The sequence below is a fragment of the Streptomyces sp. NPDC051913 genome, assembly GCF_044593635.1.
Classification (GTDB): Bacteria; Actinomycetota; Actinomycetes; order Streptomycetales; family Streptomycetaceae; genus Streptomyces.
The window spans coordinates 291726-309461 of record NZ_JBIUCI010000012.1; the positions used below are offsets into that span (position 1 = coordinate 291726).

General features: G+C 71.4%; 15 protein-coding genes and 1 pseudogene. 10 read left to right on the forward strand and 6 right to left on the reverse strand.

Going from position 1 to position 17736, the window contains the following annotated elements:
* The first annotated feature begins 9 nt into the window (after nt 1-9).
* Nucleotides 10-3207: a family 78 glycoside hydrolase catalytic domain gene (locus ACIHIX_RS32600; RefSeq protein WP_399962502.1), complete on the forward strand. Its 3198-nt coding sequence runs from the start codon at nt 10-12 to the stop codon at nt 3205-3207.
* Nucleotides 3208-3321: 114 nt separating this feature from the next.
* Nucleotides 3322-3579: pseudogene (locus tag ACIHIX_RS32605) on the forward strand (transcriptional regulator); the annotation flags it as partial.
* Between the two features lie 78 nt (nt 3580-3657).
* Here ACIHIX_RS32605 and ACIHIX_RS32610 read toward each other — a convergent pair.
* Both ACIHIX_RS32610 and ACIHIX_RS32615 read right to left on the reverse strand, forming a co-directional pair.
* Nucleotides 3658-4599: an NADP-dependent oxidoreductase gene (locus ACIHIX_RS32610; RefSeq protein ID WP_399962504.1), complete on the reverse strand. Its 942-nt coding sequence runs from the start codon at nt 4597-4599 to the stop codon at nt 3658-3660.
* Nucleotides 4600-4624: 25 nt separating this feature from the next.
* On the reverse strand, nt 4625-6211 hold the full coding sequence (locus ACIHIX_RS32615) for a Na+/H+ antiporter (protein ID WP_399962506.1): 1587 nt from the start codon (nt 6209-6211) through the stop codon (nt 4625-4627).
* A 250-nt stretch (nt 6212-6461) separates the two neighbouring features.
* Here ACIHIX_RS32615 and ACIHIX_RS32620 point away from each other — a divergent pair, with 250 nt between their 5' ends.
* The 7 genes from ACIHIX_RS32620 (at nt 6462) to ACIHIX_RS32650 (ending at nt 12273) form a co-directional block, all read left to right on the forward strand.
* On the forward strand, nt 6462-7061 hold the full coding sequence (locus ACIHIX_RS32620) for a flavodoxin family protein (RefSeq protein WP_399962508.1): 600 nt from the start codon (nt 6462-6464) through the stop codon (nt 7059-7061).
* A 53-nt stretch (nt 7062-7114) separates the two neighbouring features.
* Entirely contained in the window at nt 7115-7504 is a 390-nt protein-coding gene (locus tag ACIHIX_RS32625; RefSeq protein WP_399962510.1) for a nuclear transport factor 2 family protein, read from the forward strand.
* Nucleotides 7505-7534: 30 nt separating this feature from the next.
* Entirely contained in the window at nt 7535-8236 is a 702-nt protein-coding gene (locus tag ACIHIX_RS32630) for a type 1 glutamine amidotransferase domain-containing protein (RefSeq protein WP_399962512.1), read from the forward strand.
* A 124-nt stretch (nt 8237-8360) separates the two neighbouring features.
* Nucleotides 8361-9233: a helix-turn-helix transcriptional regulator gene (locus tag ACIHIX_RS32635; protein ID WP_399962514.1), complete on the forward strand. Its 873-nt coding sequence runs from the start codon at nt 8361-8363 to the stop codon at nt 9231-9233.
* Between the two features lie 223 nt (nt 9234-9456).
* Nucleotides 9457-10878, forward strand: coding sequence for an MFS transporter (locus ACIHIX_RS32640; protein WP_399962516.1), 1422 nt, complete (start codon nt 9457-9459; stop codon nt 10876-10878).
* Nucleotides 10879-11059: 181 nt separating this feature from the next.
* A complete protein-coding gene (locus tag ACIHIX_RS32645; RefSeq protein ID WP_399962518.1) occupies nt 11060-11725 on the forward strand; it encodes an SDR family NAD(P)-dependent oxidoreductase in 666 nt (221 codons plus the stop codon).
* 17 nt (nt 11726-11742) lie between these two features.
* Nucleotides 11743-12273, forward strand: coding sequence for a cyclophilin-like fold protein (locus ACIHIX_RS32650; protein WP_399962520.1), 531 nt, complete (start codon nt 11743-11745; stop codon nt 12271-12273).
* 162 nt (nt 12274-12435) lie between these two features.
* Here ACIHIX_RS32650 and ACIHIX_RS32655 read toward each other — a convergent pair whose 3' ends face one another.
* From ACIHIX_RS32655 to ACIHIX_RS32670, 4 genes are all read right to left on the reverse strand, one after another.
* Nucleotides 12436-13113 carry an SDR family NAD(P)-dependent oxidoreductase gene (locus ACIHIX_RS32655; RefSeq protein ID WP_399962522.1) on the reverse strand — a complete coding sequence of 226 codons (678 nt, stop codon included), beginning with the start codon at nt 13111-13113 and terminating at the stop codon, nt 12436-12438.
* Between the two features lie 171 nt (nt 13114-13284).
* Nucleotides 13285-14922, reverse strand: coding sequence for a carboxylesterase/lipase family protein (locus ACIHIX_RS32660; RefSeq protein ID WP_399962524.1), 1638 nt, complete (start codon nt 14920-14922; stop codon nt 13285-13287).
* A 266-nt stretch (nt 14923-15188) separates the two neighbouring features.
* The gene (locus tag ACIHIX_RS32665) at nt 15189-16058 is read right to left on the reverse strand and encodes a DUF3592 domain-containing protein (RefSeq protein WP_399962526.1); all 870 of its coding nucleotides are present in this window, start codon (nt 16056-16058) and stop codon (nt 15189-15191) included.
* Nucleotides 16059-16081: 23 nt separating this feature from the next.
* Nucleotides 16082-17152 (reverse strand): hypothetical protein, encoded by a 1071-nt coding sequence (locus tag ACIHIX_RS32670; RefSeq protein WP_399962528.1) that lies wholly within the window; start codon nt 17150-17152, stop codon nt 16082-16084.
* Between the two features lie 189 nt (nt 17153-17341).
* Here ACIHIX_RS32670 and ACIHIX_RS32675 point away from each other — a divergent pair.
* Nucleotides 17342-17736, forward strand: a 395-nt coding sequence (locus ACIHIX_RS32675) for a winged helix-turn-helix transcriptional regulator (RefSeq protein WP_399962530.1), incomplete at its 3' end; no start/stop codon positions are given.

Genomic DNA, 17736 nt, shown 5'->3' on the forward strand with positions numbered 1-17736 from the left:
AGACTTCGCATGACAGAGGCATCGAACGGCACACCGAGCCGCAGACGGGTGGTCGGCACCATGGCGGCATCCGCCGCGGGACTCGCTCTTCCCCTGACGCCCGGGCTCGCCACGCAGAGCGCGTACGCCCGGCCGCAGGACGGCAGCGGTGGCGGCGCCCGGGTCGTGGGGCTCGCGATCGACGGCCGTGAGGACGGCCCGCTCGGTGTCGACGACCCCGCGCCGCGCCTTAGTTGGCGGGTCGCCCACGCGGGTGGCGGGTGGGTGCAGAGCGCGTACCAGATCCGGGCGGCGCGCTCGGAGCGCGACCTCGACGCGGGGCGTCTGCTGTGGGACAGCGGCAGGGTCCGCTCCGCCGCGCAGACCGACGTCGCGTGGCGGGGGCCCGCGCTCGGCTCCCGGGACCGTGTCGTCTGGCGCGTGCGGGTATGGGGCGGGAAGGGCGGGGCGACCCCGTGGAGCGGCTCGGCCTCCTGGGAGATGGGGCTGCTACGGCGCGCCGAGTGGGGTGCGGCACGCTGGATCGAGTACGCCGGACGCGCCGTCGACCAGCCGCTGCCCGTGTTCGCCCGCGCCTTCCGCGTGGACGGCCGGGGCGGCGGCGTCAGCAGGGCCCGGCTGTATCTGTCCGGCGTCGGACTCCACGTGGCCCGGCTCAACGACCGGCCCGTCACGGACGAGGTGCTCGCCCCGGGCAACTCCAACTACCAACTGTCCGTGGAGTACCGGGCCTACGACGTCACGCACCTCATCAGGAACGGCGACAACACCCTCGGCGTCGAACTGGGTCACGGCACCGCACTGGTGACCCGGTCCGTGACCAACAGCGTGACCGGGCGGGGCGCCCCGTACAGCTGGTGGCAGAGCCAGTTCAAGGGCACCGGCAGCCTGGTCGAGGCCGCCCCGCGGGGCGCCGACGCCGTCAAGGTGAGCAGCGTGGCCAACTACCACGTGGGCGGCACCGTCAACGTCGACACCGGCGACGGGGGAGCGCGGCTGGAGTCACGGACGATCACGGCGATCGACACCGCGAGCACCACCCTCACTTTCCAGCCCGCTCTCTCCTCCGACCACGCCTCCGGCGCCGGGGTCTCCGCCTCGGGCAACTCGCTCGCGAGCACCGACCCCAGCGCGGGCGCCGCGGTCACCCCGCGTCTCATCGCCCGCCTTGAGGTCGCCAAAGCCGACGGCACCGTGCAGACCATCGTCAGCGACGGCTCCTGGAAGGCGGCCCTCGGCCCGACGACCACCGCCAACTGGTACTCAGGCTCCGACTACGACGCCCGACGCGAACAGCCCGCCTGGACCGCCCCCGGCGCCGACCTGAGCGCGGGTGCCGAGCGCCGCGACGGCACGGCCATGGGATGGGTCGACGCCGGCCTCGCCCCGCCCCCCAATCTCACCACCGAGCTGGTGTGGCGGGCGGCCGAGCCCCTCAAGGTCGTCGACAGGCTGCGGCCGGTCCGCGTCACCCAGCCCCAACCGGGCGTCTGGGTCTTCGACTTCGGGCAGAACTTCGCCGGCTGGCCACAGCTCAACCTGGAGGGCCGGGTCCCCGCCGGAACCACCGTGAAGCTCCGGCCCGCCGAGTCCCTGACCGCGGACGGCGCCGTGGACCAGGCATCCATCCGCGGCGGCGGCGCGGCCCGGGGAACCGACGTCTTCGCCGCCTACACCACCCACGGCGCGACCGCCGACGAGACGTGGCACCCGCGGTTCCACTACTTCGGCATGCAGTGGATCCAGGTCACCGGCCTGCCCGAGGGCTACACACCCACCCGTGACACGATCACCGGTCTGCAGATCCACGCGGACGTTCCGGCCGCGGGCGACGTGCGCACCTCGGACGAGCGGATCAACCGCATCCACCGCATGTCCCGGTACTCGATCATGAGCAACGTCATGTCGACGTTCACCGACTGCCCGGGCCGCGAGAAGCTCGCCTACCCGGCCGACTACCTCCAGCCCTTCGCCTCACTGCACCGCACCTTCGGCTACGCCGCCTATCTGCGCACCATGCAAAGGCACTTGGCCGAGGGCCAGTCCAAGGCGGGCGACAACATCGGCAACGTCGCACTCAAGGCACCGGTCTACGACTGGGGTTACACGGGCCGCTTCGGCGACGAGATCAACTGGGGCGACGGCATCGTCCTGACGCCCTGGTTCCTGTACGAGACGTACGGCGACACCCAGACGATGGCCCGCTATTACCCTCAGATGCAGGCCTTCGTCACCTACATCCGCACCAAGAAGGCCGGCACCGGCCAGGACGCCCACCTTGTCGACGCCGCGCTGGCCGACTGGATCGCGAGCGAGCAGACCTCCGGGCGTATCACCGGCACCTGGGGCTACCACCAGGTCGCCGACCGGATGGCCCGCATGGCCGACCTCCTCGGCCGCACGGCCGACGCCGCCGAGTACCGCAGCCTCGCCGCCGGCATCAAGCAGGCCTTCAACGACGCCTTCTACAACAGCTCCCTGGGCCGCTACACCGCACAGGGCGAGCAGGGCGGCGCCGGAGCGACCCAGGCCGCGCAGGCGCTGGCCCTGGACGAGGGGCTGGTGCCGGAGAGCGAACGAGGGAAGGTCCTCGACGCGCTCGTCGAGCTGGTCCGCGCCCATCAACCGTACGGCGGGGGACCGCACTTCAGCGGCGGCACCATCGGGCTGGCGCCCATCGTCAGAGCCCTCCACGAAGGCGGCCGTGACGACGTCCTGTGGGACGTGCTCCAGGAGGACACCCGCCCGAGCTACGGCTACTTCATGCAGCCCACGACGGCCAACCCCGGCGGTCTGACCACCCATCCCGAACAATGGGACATGGGCAACTCCAAGAACCACATGATCCTTCTCCAGATCGAGGAGTGGTTCCACAGCGGCCTCGCCGGGATCCGCCGGCCGCGCGGCGGCGTGGCCTACCGCGAACTCGTCATCGACCCGCGGCCGGTGGGCACACTGACGCACGTCACGGGCAGCTACCGCACTCCCTACGGCGAGGTGTCGTCGCAGTGGACGCGCACGGACGGCGTCTTCCGCCTGCGGGTCGAGGTGCCGCCCAACACGACGGCGGAGATCCGGGTACCGACAGCAGGCGGCAGACCCGGGCAGGCGCCGGACGGGGCGAGGTTCGAGCGCGTCGACGGGGACCGGGCCGTGTACCGGGTCGGTTCCGGCACGTACGTGTTCGTCGCCCGCGAGAAGCGGTAGCGGACACGCGGTACGACCCCGCCGGAGCGGGCGGGAGGGGCGGTTCGCCGCCCTCCCGCTCGCCCGGCCGGTCGTGCCGGCCATGGTGCCGCTGTCCAGCTCTACTTCGACGTCCTGGCCACGAACCAACTCGCCCGCGCCCTCTACGAAGAGGCCCTCGGCAGCGCCGAACAGCCCCCGAACCTCGCCCGCTTCGTCTTCCTCGACCCGCGGGCGCGCCGCTTCTACCGCGACTGGGACGGCATCGCCCATGACGCCGTCGGCAGCCTGCGCGCCGAGGCCGCCCGCACACCCGGCAACACCGAAATCGCCGACGAACTCGCCACCCACAGAACCGAGTTCGCGGCCCGCTGGGACGCGAACGACGTCCAGTACAACCGCCGCCCCCCGCGTTCCAACGGCTGCGGCGATACAGCCCTGCGGCCCCCTGACCACCACCCCGGGACCGCGTCACGAGGCGAACGTCAGCACCACTCGCCCACGCAGACCGCCCGCTTCCAGCAACCGGTGTGCCTCCGCCGCCTGTTCGGCCGGAAGGGTCCGCGCCACGCGCGGGGTGAGACGGCCCTGCTCCGCGAGCCGGCGGAGGCGGTCGAGTGCGGCGCGTTCGCGTGCGTAGCGCGGTACGAAGGTGTTGCGGGTCTCGATGCCGCGTTCGACGGGCACCTCGACCCCGCCCACCGACGACACCGCCCGGCCTCCGTCGCGAACCGCGCGCAGGGCGGGACCGGCGACCCCGGCGGTGTCGACGAGTCCCTCGACGCCGTCGGGTACTTCGCGGCGCGCCAGTGCCGGGAACGTGTCACCGCGCGGCAGCACGACATCGGCACCGAGCTGCCTCACCAGCGCCTCGTCCCTCGGCGCCGCGTCGGCGATCACGCGGTACCCGTCGGCCTTGGCCAGCTGGACGGCGTACCCGCCGACCGCGCCGGCCGCTCCGGTGACCGCCACGGTGGCACCCGCGGGAAGTTCCAGCAGGTCCAGTGCCATGCGCGCCGTCAGCCCGTTCATCGGCAGCGTGGCGGCCTCGACGGCGTCCAAGCCGTCCGGTACGCGGACCGCGGACTCGGCGGGGACGACGAGCCGTTCGGCATAGGCACCGCGGGTCCCGGAGACGACCACGACGGCCATCACAGGGTCACCGACACGGAGATCGGTGTCGGTTCCCGCACCGATCCGCTCGACCACACCCGACGCGTCCATGCCCGGGACATAAGGCGGTGCGGCGTCGGAGACGAAGGCGAGGCCGCGGCGCACCATCGCGTCGACGGGGTTGACCGCCGCGGCGTGCACCCGGACGCGTATCTCGCCCGGGCCCGCCTCGGGAACCGGAAGGTCCAGGACCCGCAGTACGTCGGGGCCGCCGAACTCGGCCAGTCCTATGGCCTTCATGGAGAGTCCTCCCGCTGAGAACGGGTCATTCGACCGGCGCGCCCCCGGACAGGCGGACCTCTTCGCTGTCGAGGGCGGCCTGGAGGCGGCGCAGTACGGTGTCGTCGATCCGGCGCTCGTCACGGAGCCGGACGACGGTGGCGCGCTTGCCGGCGATGAGGGCCAGGCGCAGCGCGAGGTAGTCCTCGTGCTGACGGACCGCGGGGTCGTCGGGGGCGCCCGCGCTCCTGGCCCGGACGGACGCCAGGGTGGCCTCGTACTCCTGCCGGAGCCACTCGGCGATCCTCGGATCGCTTTGCAGCTCGGCGGCGAGCCGGGGCATCGCCTCGATCGCCTCTTCGATGGCGGTCGTCTCGGCGAGGTCGTGCTCCTCGTCGACCGAGGTGTCGGGCGGCAGCTTCGCCCACCGGACCGCCGCCGGCAGCAGCAGTCCCTGCACCACCAGGGTCACGAGGATCACGCCGGAGGTGACGAAGACGATGAAGCTGCGGTCCGGGAAGGGCTCGCCGGAGTCGAGGGTCTGCGGGACCGAGAGGACCATCGCGAGGGACACCGCGCCCCGGAACCCGGCCAGCCCACTGACCACCCGGGCGCGGTGACCGACCCGGAGCGTGCGTTGGCGCGGGCTGCGGTCGAGAGCGCGCACCACGTAGGTGGCGACGTAGAGGAACGCGAAGCGTACGGCGACGAGCACCACGGAGATGACGCCGACCGCGACGAGCGCGTCATGGAGGTCGGCGCGGTCCAGGTCGCGGACGGCGTACTGGAGTTCCACGCCCACCAGGACGAACAGCGCGCCGTTGATGAGGAAGGTGGCCAGCGGCCAGAACGCCAGGGCCTGCGTGCGGTGTGCGGCCGGGATGATGCGCGGGGCGACCTGGGACATGATCAGCCCGCTGACGACGACCGCGAGGACACCGGACGCCTCGATCAGCTCGGCGAGCAGATACGCGGTGAACGGGGCCAGGATCATGACCAGGTTGCCCAGCAGCGGATCCGTCAGCCGCCGCCGCAGGTTCATGTTGACCCACGCGACCACCACCCCCACGGCCGCTCCGCCACCGTAGGCGAGCAGGAACAGCCCGCCGACGTGCGGCGTGCTCAGATGCTCCTCGCCGACCGTGATGCCGACGGCGAGACCGTAGACCACCAGCGCGGTGCCGTCGTTGACCAGGCTCTCCGCGCGCAGCACGGTGACCTGGCGGCGGGGCAGGGCGCGGGCCAGGACGCCGACCGCGGTGGCGTCCGTGGGCGCCATGGCCGCGCCCAGCACCCATGCCGGTCCCCATGGCAGCCCGAGGGCGTGCCCCGTCGCGGCCACGGCCCAGGCGGTGACGACGACGAGGAGGGTGCTCAGCTGGAGGATGCCGCGCAGGTTGGTGCGGATCTCCCGCAGGGAGGTGGTCAGGCTCTCCCAGTACAGCAGCACCGGAAGGAAGAGCAACAGCACGACCTGCGGGGGCAGTTGCGCCTCCCGCACCGCGGGGACGAAGCCCAGGAGCACACCAGTCACGAGCAGTACGACGGGCGGTGCGATGCCGAGGCGCTGTCCCACGACGTTGCCCACCAGCACGGCCACGCCCAGGACCACGACGAGTTCGAGACCGAGCACGGTGGTTCTTCTCTCCTGTAGGTCCGTCAGGGGTCAGCGCGGGAAGGAGCGGACGCAGAGGTCGTCGCCGTCATTGCCTTGTAGTCGTCCAGAGGAGAATCCCACCTGGGGCCCGGCCCATCCAGGGACGAAATCTTCCTACCCTCAGTGCGCAAAGCAGGGAGAATTCCTTCCCTCCCTTTGCCTTTGAATTCCATGCCAAGCTGCTGGAGAAATAGTCGCGCAATTCATTTTCCAGGAGAAATTCCTCATGTCCTCCATCCCCCGCCCCACGGTCGCCGTCGCTTTCCACTCCGGGTACGGACACACCGCCGTCATCGCGGAAGCCGTGGCGCGTGGCGCGGCGGACGCCGGTGCCGAGGTGATCTCCGTACCCGTGGACACGATCACCGAAGAGCAGTGGGCGCAGCTGGACGCCGCCGACGCCATCGTCTTCGGCGCCCCCACCTACATGGGCACCGCCTCCGCCGCCTTCCACACCTTCGCCGAGGCCAGCAGCAAGCGCTGGTACACGCAGACCTGGGCCGACAAGATCGCCGCCGGCTTCACCAACTCCGGTGCCAAGAACGGCGACAAGTCCTCGACCCTCGGCTACTTCTTCACGATGGCCGCCCAGCACGGCATGCACTGGATCAGCCTCGGCGTACAGCCCGGCTGGGCCTCCACCGAGGGCAGCGAGAACGACGTCAACCGGCTGGGCTATTTCGTCGGGGCGGGCGCGCAGACCCCCGTCGACGCCGGTCCGGAGGCGGTCCACAAGTCCGATATCGCCACGGCCGAGAGCCTCGGTGCCCGCGTCGCACGGCAGACCGCGTATTTCCGCGCGGGCCGCGCATCCCTCGCCGCCTGACCCCCTCTCGGATTCCCCTCGGATTCCCTCTCGAACCCCCTAGGAGCACCCCCATGACCGATTCCCCGAACCTCGCCCTCGTCCGCCGGCTCTACGACTCCGGGATGGACCCGGACGTGGCCGCCGAGGTGATCGACCCTGACATCGTCTGGGACATCACGCCCGGCTTCCCCTACGGCGGCGTCTACCGGACCTGGGCCAGCGTCGGCACCGACTTCTTCGGCCGACTCGCGCCGGACTTCGCCTCCTTCGGCGGGGTGGCCGAGGAGTTCTACGACGCCGGTGAGCACGTCTTCGTGCGCGGCCACTACCACGCCGTGGCCAAGTCCGGCGCGGAGTCGGACGCCCGCTTCATCCACCTGTGGACGGTCGGCGACGGCAAGCTCACCCAGCTGGTGCAGGCCGCCGACAGCCACGTCGTCCAGCTGGCCGCGAACGGCTGACCCGCCCGTACCTACCGCAAGGAGCACTCCATGACGAAGATCCTCTTCCTCGTCACCGCCGCCGACCGCTGGACCCTCGCCGACGGGTTCGAGCAGCCGGCCGGCTTCTGGGCCGAGGAGGCCATCGGCCCGTACCGCGTCTTCGAGGAGGCCGGCTACGAGATCGCCGCGGCCACCCCGGGCGGCGTCCCGCCCACCGCCGACCCGCTCAGCCTCACCCCGGACTTCAACGGCGGCGAGGAAGGCGCACGGAACATGCGGGCCGCCCTCGCGAAGGCCACCGAGCTGGCGAACCCCGTCCGCATCGAGGACGTGGATCTCGACGACCACGACGCCGTGTTCGTCCCCGGCGGCTGGGGCCCGATGGAGGACCTCTCGGACGATCCCGCGGCCGGCCGGCTGCTCAGCGCCTGGCTCGCCTCCGGCAAGATCGTCTCGCTGGTCTGCCACGGCCCCGCCGCCCTGCTGTCCACCGTGGACGCCGACGGCAGGTCCCCCTTCGCGGGCTACCGTCTCACCGGTCTCTCCAACTCCGAGGAGATCCAGAACGGCCTCGCCGACCGCGCGAAATGGCTGCTCCAGGACCGCCTGATCTCCGACGTCGGCGTGGACTACCGCAAGGGCGAGGAGAACTTCGCCCCGCACATCGAGGTGGACCGCACCCTCATCACCGGCCAGAACCCCGCGTCGGCCGTCCCCCTGGCCCAGGAAGTCGTCAAGGCCCTCGGCTGACGGCAGCTCCGGACCACCAGGACGACACCAGCTCCCTCGTGAGCGGCGAGTGGACCCGCCTCCGCCGAACCAGGGACAGATCCCTCCCCCTGACAGGACCGACCTCCGGTGCCAGGCTGAGGGCATGAACCGCGATTCCCACCGCCATGACCTGGGGGAGTTCCTGAAGGCGCGCCGCGCCGAGCTCGACCCGGCCGCCGTCGGCCTGCCCGACGGCGGCGGCTCACGGCGCGTGGCAGGTCTGCGCCGCGAGGAGGTCGCCGTACTGGCGGCCATCAGCACCGACTACTACGCCCGCCTCGAACAGGGCCGCATCCAGCCCTCGCCGTCCGTGTTGGCGGCACTGGCCCGCGTCCTGCACCTCGACGAGGACCAGCGCGCCTACCTCTACGAACTCGCCGCCAAGGAGGACTACCGCCCTCCCCGCCGCCGGCCGAGCCCCACGACCCAGCCGCAGTTGCAGCGCATGCTCGACGACATGGCGCACACCCCCGCCTTCGTGATCGGTCCGCGCACCGAGATCGTCGCCTGGAACACCATGGGCGCCGCTCTGATCACCGACTTCGGGAAGATCCCCGAGAAGCAGCGCTACTTCATAAGGCTGCTCATCACCGACCCCGCGATGCGCGAGCTGTACGCGGACTGGGAGGGCGTCACCCGGCTGGCCATCGCCCAGATGCGGATGCACAACACCAACAACCCCGGGGACCCGCAGCTCGCCGCCCTGGTCGGTGAACTCTCGGTCCGCAACGACCAGTTCCGCCAGTGGTGGGGCGCTCACAACGTGGCCGTACGGGACACCGGCGCCAAACACCTGCGTCACCCCGTCGTCGGGGACCTGCACCTCGACTGGAACGCCGTGACCTGGGCCGCCGACCCCGACCTCCAGATCATCGTCTGGACCGCTGAAGCCGGTACCCCCACCCACGACAGCCTGCGCATGCTGGCCTCCTGGGCGGCCGATCCCAGCCGTTCGGCGAGCGACAGCTCAGCCTGACCGCGGTGAGGTATTCCCTTCAGAGGGGGAGCCTTTTCTCCTACGCGCCCCACGCCTGGGAAGAGGCTCTCCCTTCTTCGTGCACGGCGTTCCTGGCACGCTCGTCACGAGGCCGACCGCGCCGCGCGTCCCCGCCCCCGGTACGGCCCTCCTCCTTCCGATTCCTCAGCGTCGAGGCGTCCGACCCGCCTGCTCATCCGCCAGGAAAGAGATCCCGCTCCCCATGTCCCTGACCCAGTCCCGCCCCGGGACGCCGCCGCTCGCCGTCGCCGAGCCGCGCTGGACCGCCCGCCTGTGGGCCGTCCTCGCCGTGCTGTGCCTCGTGCTGTTCCTCGACGGCCTCGACGTCTCCATGGTCGGTGTCGCCCTGCCCTCCATCGGCCACGACCTCGGCATGGCCACCGGCTCACTGCAGTGGATCATCAACGGTTACGTCCTCGGGTACGGCGGTCTGATGCTGCTCGGCGGCCGCACCGCCGACCTCCTCGGCCGCCGCCGGGTCTTCCTCGTCGCACTGGCCGTGTTCGCCGCCGCCTCCCTGCTCGGCGGTCTCGTCGACGACGGCACGCTCCTGATCGCGACCCGCTTCGTCAAGGGTCTGGCCGCGGCCTTCACCGCGCCCGCCGGCCTGTCCATCCTCACCACGACCTTCCCGGAGGGCCCGCAGCGCAACAGGGCCCTGTCGGTCTTCAGCCTCTTCGGCGCCCTCGGCTACTCCTCGGGCCTGATCCTCGGCGGCCTGCTCACCGGCTTCGGCTGGCGCTGGACCTTCCTGATGCCCGTCCCCCTGGCGCTGCTCGCCCTGGTCGTCGGTCTCGTCCTGATCCCGCGCGACCGCCGCACCGGGACCGGCGGCCAGGACCCGGCCGGAGCGATCACGCTCACCGCGGGCATGCTGCTCGCCGTGTACGCCGTGGTCACCGCCCCGCAGACGGGCTGGACCTCCGCGGCGACGCTGGGCTCCTTCGGCGTGGCCGGCGCGCTGCTGGTCGCCTTCGTGCTGATCGAGCAGCGGGTCCGGCACCCGCTGGTCCGGTTCGGTATCCTGCGCAAGGCCACCACCGTCCGGGCCAACCTCAGCATCGTCGCGCTGATGGGCTCTTACCTCAGCTTCCAGTTCATGATGACGCTGTACCTCCAGGACGGCCTCGGCTGGTCGCCGCTGCGCATGGCGTTCGCGCTGCTGCCGGTCGGGCTGATCGTCGCCGTCGGCTCGCCCCTCACCGGGCGACTCGTCAACCGCTTCGGCACGGCGCCGCTGATCGTCACCTCGATGATCTCGCTGACCCTCGGCTATGTCTGGTTCCTGGCCATGGCAGGCTCCTCGCCCGACTATCTGCTCGCCATGCTGCCGTCCCTCGTCCTGCTCGGCGGCGGCTTCGCGTTCGGGTACAGCGCGATCATGTCCCAGGCCACCGAAGGCATCGACGACTCCGAACAGGGCCTCGCCTCCGGCCTGGTGCAGACCTCCGGCCAGGTCGGCGCCGCCCTCGTCCTCGCCGTCCTCACCGCCGTGATCGCTCAGGCGGGAGACGGCGGCGCCGACTTCACCGCCTACCGGCCGGGCCTGAACCTGGTCACCGGTGTCGCGGTGATCGGGCTGCTCCTGAACCTGGCCCCCGCACTGCGGCTACCGCGGCGCTGAGCCCCTTCTCGCACGTCTGCGGACGTGGGTGCCGAACCAGAGTCGTGTCGTCCGCACTCTCCCAGGGAGGATTTCCTCCCTGGGACGCCGCTCTCCCCGGATGCCTTTCTCCCCTTTTCGCCCTCGCACCGGCGTGTGAGGGTCGGTGCGGAACACAGCACCCCACCCGCAAGGACTCACTGTGACGACCTTCGCCCTCGTCGGCGCCGGACCCGGCCTCGGACTCGCCACCGCGCGTCGCTTCGGAACCGCCGGCCACACCGTGGCACTCCTCTCCCGCAACGCCGAGAAGCTGGAGGGCCTGACCGCAGAGCTGGCCCGGGCCGGTGTCCAGGCGCAGGGCTTCACCGCCGACGCCCTCGACATCGAGTCACTGGACGCGGCGCTGTACGCGGCCGCGGCCGCCCTGGGGCCCATCGAGATCCTTCAGTACAGCCCCGTCCCTCGCGCCGACTTCATGCGTCCGGTCCTCGACACGAGCGCCGACGACCTGGACGCTCCCCTCGCCTTTTCCGTCAAGGGCCCGGTCGCCGCCGTGAACGCCGTCCTGCCCGGCATGCGCCGCCTCGGCCGCGGCACCCTGCTCTTCGTCAACGGCGGCAGCGCCGTGCGCCCCCACCCCGACCGGGCGGGCACCTCGATCGCCTTCGCCGCCGAGAGCGCCTACGCCCGCATGCTCCACGACGCCCTCGTACCGGAGAACATCCACGCCGCCCAGCTGATCATCCCCGGAGCCATCCGCCCCGACGCCGAGCACAGCAGCCCCGATGCGCTGGCCCAGCGCCTGTACGACATCCACCTCGCGCGCGAGGGTTTCCGCCACTACGCCGAGTCCCTGCCCGACTGACGCACCTGGAGGACGCCGTGCACCCGACCACCCGCTCCAGCCTGGCCCGCGCGATCCCCACCGCCGTGCTCCTCGCGGCGACCGCGTGCACCGACGAGCCGGCTCCGCCGCGGTCGGCACCGTCCGCGTCGTCCGCCGCCGCCTCCGCGTCATCGGCAGCGCCGGCGGCCTCACCCCGCGATGACAAGGACACCGCCGCCCTGCACCTGCGCATCACCCTCGACGGCCACCCGGTCGACGCCACCCTGAACGACAGCGCCACGGCCCGCGACCTCGCCGGCCTGCTGCCGCTCACGCTGCACCTGAACGACTTCCACGAGACGGAGAAGACGGCCGACCTGCCCCGCCGTCTGTCCACCTCAGGCACCCCCGAGGCCGCCGAAGCACAACCCGGTGACCTGGCGTACTACGCGCCCTGGGGCAACCTCGCCCTCTTCTACCGCGGCAGCGGCTCCAGCGACCCCGGCCTGATCATCCTCGGCCGGCTGAACGGCGACACCGAACTCCTCGCCACCGCAACCGAGGCCACCATCGAGGCCGCGTCCTGAGGCGGCGCGCGCTCGTCGCGAGACCACATATGAACCTCGCCCACGCCTCCGAGCGCGGCGTGATCGGCCTGACCGCCGGCGCCGCCCTCGCGCCGAGGCCGACGGTCGACGGCGGGTACGCCGCGCGGTAGGGGCGCTTGGCGGGCGGCGTCCTGCGTGGTGTCAGCCGCTGAAGACCAGTTCGGCCTGGTCCCGCTTGGTGGTGTGCAGGTCCCAGTAGACCGGGGCGATCTCCTCGGGCTGGGCGGTGGGGAAGCCGGGGACAGCCGGCGTGCCGATGGACACGTCGATGCCGACGTGGGCGGCCTGGACGCCGGTGCCGTCCAGTTCCTTGTGCAGGTTGAGGACCCAGTTGCGCAGGGCCGCCGCGGCGGCGTTGACGTTGCCGACCTGCGGTACGGGGTCGATGGAGCCGGCGCCGGTGGTGAACAGCAGGGTGCCGGCGCCGGCCTCACGCATGGCGGGCAGCACCGCGCGGGTGGCGGCGATCGCCCCGTAGAGCTGGAACTCCATCTCGTGCCGTACATGGTCCGGCTCGGTCTGGGTCGGGGTGGTGAGGGTGGTGGAGCCGAGCGTTCCGACGGGGGAGTACTCCAGGACGTCGATGCCGTCGAAGTGCGCGGCGGCGTCCTTGAGCGCCTGGGTGAGCGCGTCGCGGTCGAGGACGTCCGCGGGGAACCCGGCGGCCGTGATGCCCTCGGCGGTGAGGGTGTCGACAAGTCGGCCGAGCTTGTCGCGGTCGCGTGAGACGAGCGCGACGTCGAAGCCGCGGGAGCCGAAGGTGCGGGCGACGGCCAGGCCCAACTGAGGGCCCGCTCCGACGATGGCGATGCTGGTCATGGGGGTGATCCTTCCGGTGCAGGTAATGGACAGCCCTATCCGGTTCGTGAACCGGATAGGGCTGTCCGGTTGTCCGGCGTCCAGCGTAGCACCATAAATGGATAGGTCATTCCGATTGTGGGGCGGTGGTGGCCGCGCCCTTGTGGCGCAGCCGCCCGGAGCCGCCGGCTCTCAACCGAGCTGCCAGTACAGCCGCTCCGCCCGGTCCGGATCGTCGACGATCCCGCACTCGGCGTCGAGCCACATCGTCGCCCGCCGCTGCGGCGTGTAGGCCGGCCACGCCGGCACCCCCTCCGCAGCCGGACGCCCCTGGTGGGCGAAGCCCGCCCACAGTCCGCTCATGTGCCGCGCGGTCGCGAGCCGGCCCGGCGACTGGTCCGCGTTCAGGAGGGAGTCGAGGTCCTTGTCGGTGTTGGCGAACTTGAGGTTGATGTCCGACGCGTGCGGCGAGCCGAGGGGGAAGTCCGTGCCGGGCACCAAGGTGGGGTTCTTGTAGGCGAGCTGGTACATGAACACCGGCGCCGCGTGCTGCGCCGCCTTGGCCTCCGCGATCTTGATCGCGTCGCGCCAGATCGGTGAGGTGGTGATGGCGAAGTAGAGCTGTGCGGGTGTCGCGTCGGGCCGGGATCTGTGGAAGACGTCGATGACGCGGTCGAGTTCGGCGCCCTGATACGTGCGGGCCAGTTCCCTGCGCAGGCCGACCTCGTCGATCCGGAAGATGTCGGGCGGCCCGAACAGGCTGAAGAACACCGTCTCGTCGCGGCATGTGCCGCACATCAGCGGCTTGCCCGCCGAGAAGGGGGCGGCGCCGTCGGCGAAGGGATGCCGCGGGATGACGGTGCCGTCGACGAAGGCGCCGAAGCCCGGGAGCGAACCGGCGTCGCCCCAGGGTGGTGCGCCGTTCGCGGCTTCGGACTGCTGGATCGCGAGCAGTCTCTCGGCCGGTGTCCCGTGCAGTGCGGGGATGTCCGCCGCGGTCAGTCCGAGGAGCTCCAGCGTGCGCTCGGCCCGCGCGGTGGCGCCCGCGCGGGTGGGGAAGCGCAGCGGCGCGGCGCTCTCGATCGAGGCCTTGTGGAAGAGCGGCACGGCGTCCGGCATCGTGTGGATCGCGGCGGTCTTGGCGCCGCCACCGCTCTCGCCCCAGACCATCACGTTGTCGGGGTCGCCCCCGAAGTTCTCGATGTTCTCCCTGGTCCAGCGCAGCGCCGCGAGGATGTCCAGCATTCCCTGGTTGGCGGCGTACCGGTCGTCGGCGGCGAGATCTCCCAGGAACAGGTAGCCGAGCAGACCGAGCCGGTGGTTGGACTCGACCACCACGACGTCGTAGAGCCGCGCCAGATGGGTGCCGTCCTGCCCCGTGGCGGAGCCGGAGCCGATCATGTAGCCGCCGCCGTGGTTGTAGAACATCACCGGTCGCCGCCGGCGGTCCGCGGCGGGCGTCCAGATGTTGAGGTAGAGGCAGTCCTCGGAGGGCGCGGGCATCCGACCGTTGCCGTTCGGGCCCATCTCGATGCCGGCCACCTGGAAGGCCGGGTTGGGGAAGTCCACGGTGTCGCGCACGCCGCGCCAACTCCGGGGCGGCTCGGGGGCCTTGAACCGCAGTTCGCCGACCGGTGGCGTGGCGTAGGGCACGCCGAGGAACTTCACGATGCCGTCCTCACGCCGTCCGCGCACCCTGCCGTGACAGGTCGCCGCCTCGTCCGTTCGGTGTGCCCCGCGCGCGAGGGCCGGCGTCGGCACGCTCGTCACGGCGACGACGGACAGGGCTCCGCCGATCATCGTCCTGCGGGTCATCCTCGAACCTGGCATCGGACCTCCTCGGATGGAGAGCGCGCAGTGGGAACCGTTGCCCTCGGTCGTGTTCACCGGGCCGTGCGGGTGAAACGATTCATTACCGGCGAGCCGCGCTCCCGAAGTGCGCTTTCATGAATATGTCCAGCCGTACAGGTGGCGCGCGTCGGTGCGCGGTCGCGGTCGCCGGCGTTCCGACTGGGAAACGTTATCCATGCGGTGCGGACGGCACAAGAAGTTCGACCGCAGCCGGCCGCTCCTGTCCACGCGAGGAGAACGCGTATTCATCCGACGAGAAACAGCACCCCCACCACGCCCGTCGCCGCCATTACCGCGATCGTCAGGACGTTGAACGTCACGTCCTGATTCTGCGAGCGGCGTTCCGCGGCGCGGTCGACGGTGAAGTCGGCCGGGTCGGCGCGGGTGTAGTGGACGGTGACCTCCCGGCCGTACGCGCCGGCCGGGTCGGGGAGATGGGAGGTGCAGTGGGCCGTGACGGCTGTGCCCTCGTGGGTCGTGAAGGACACGACCGGGGTGATGGTGGTGTAGGTGTGCCCGTCGTCCTGGTCGACGCTGACGTCCCTGAGGACGGCGACCACGCGGCCCTCGGTGTGCTCCATCGCGGCCAGCTTCGCCGCGTGGTCGTTCCTGGCGCGGATCGTCGCGGGCAGGTGTGCGGCGGCGAAGAGCGCCAGGGGGCCGCCGAAGCCGATCAGGGCCCATGGCCAGGCCCAGTGGACTGCGGACAGGACCACCAGGCCGACGTACACCAGGAAGAGGGCGAACGAAGGCCGGCCCAGGCCGCGGCTGGGCTCCTCGGGGCGGTTGGTGAACCGGTAGGCATGCGGTCTGCCGCGCGGGTGGTTGATCCCGACCTCCCTGCCCTCCCACGCCTCCGTGATCATCTCGCCGCGCTCACCGTCGTTGGTCACGGTGACCGCCTGCCCGGTGACCGGGTCGGTGTAGGCGACGACCACCGATATCCCGCCCATGCGGGACCCGCCGTGCCGGGGCTCGCGCACCCGCTCGACGCGCCCCGCCAGCCGGACCGTCCGCTGCGCCTTGGTCACCCCGGCCAGCGACATCCCGAACCCGATCAGCGCCACCACGGCCCACAGCGCGCACCACAGCGCCAGAAACCCGGCCCACCCCATGTGTCCTCCTCCTGCCGATCCGGTCAACTGCCGCTGCGCCGCAGCACCTTGCCGTGCGCGTCCGCTTCCAGCGACCCCGCGCCTCCGTCGCCGGTCACCACGATCCTGAGCGTGAGCCGGCCGGTCACTCCGTCCGCGGTCAGCTGCCAGCCGCGCGGAGAGTCGACGCCCGTGCCGGCCTTGTCGACCAAAGCGGGGACGCGGTCGTAGGGCAGGGATCGCGGGTCGAACCCGCTCGTGCCGCCCGGGGAGAAGACGACGGTCAGCAGGCGCTCCTGTACGACCAGGGTGAGCGCCCGGCGCTTGTCCGCGTCCCGCGTCAACGACTCGACGGCCCTGCGCAGTTGGCCAGGGTCGAGCATCGACCGGCCCGGGCCGAGGGTGACCGTGCCGGTCGCGGAGGTCACGGTGGTCGTGGACGACGACGAGGCGGACGGCCGGGGCGAGGCGCCGCCCGTACCCTCGTCGCGGTCGAAGAGGTCGGCGTGGAACAGTACGAGCACGGCGGTCACGCCGAGCAGCAGCCCGATCAGCGTGAGGAAACCGGCGGCGCAGCCCTCGGGGGAGTCGCTCCTCATGGCTGGACCGGGCGCCGAGTCGACGCGCGCACCGGCCGCCCGCTCCTCCCAGTCCGGTGTCGGCCGCCGCACGATCCGCGTCTTCCACGGCCGGTCCGGCGGATACTCCACCACCACGATGCCGTGCGGCCGGTAGTCGGCGAGCTCGACGAGGTTGACGTCCTGGCGGATCTCGACACGGAAGGCGGGAGCGTCGTCCGGTGCGACGGACAGCTCGAACCGCACCGGAACATCGCTGGCCTCACCCCCGACGGCCTCCAGGCTCTCGATCAACGCGAGCGCCGTACGCGGTACGACGGCCGCCTCCCGGGCGCGGCGAGGCGATGTGGCGAGGAAGAAGACGAGCCCATAGGCCGAGGGCAGCGCCAACCCCAGGACGATCAGCGAGACCTCCCCGACGACACACCCGCTGATGAAGGCGGTGAGCGAACCGCCGATCACAGCGCCCGTCACAAGGCCCAGGGCGAGGTCGGCGGGCCCGCCGCGGGTGGGCGGCGCGGCCGCGGTGATCGTCATGCGGCCGATTCTGCACGTCAGAGGTGACGCGCGACAGGCCCCTGAACGACCTTGGAGTACGGACTTTGTCCTGAGTGTGGAAAAAGAAGTGCCCTACTCATGCGTAAGTACTTCCACGTCTGGAAAATCGTTGTTACGTTCCTCTCCGACAGCCTGACGGGTGAGGGGAGAGGAGGGATCGTGCGGCGGATGACTGCTCGACCTGAGAACGCGCATCAGGCACGACTGCTGCGTCTGCTGCGGGACAACGGTTCCAACTCCCGCGCCCAGCTGGGCGATCAGGTCGATCTCTCACGGTCCAAGCTGGCCGTGGAGGTGGACCGGCTCCTGGAGACCGGGCTGGTGGTCGCGGACGGGCTGGCCCCTTCCCGGGGCGGTCGGCGCTCGCACAACATCCGGCTCGCCCCGACGCTGCGTTTCCTCGGCGTCGACATCGGCGCCACGTCGATCGATGTCGCCGTCACCAACGCGGAGTTGGAGGTCCTGGGGCATCTGAACCAGCCGATGGACGTCCGGGAGGGGCCGGTCGCGGTCTTCGAGCAGGTGCTGGCGATGGCCGCGAAGTTGCGGGCGACGGGGCTGGC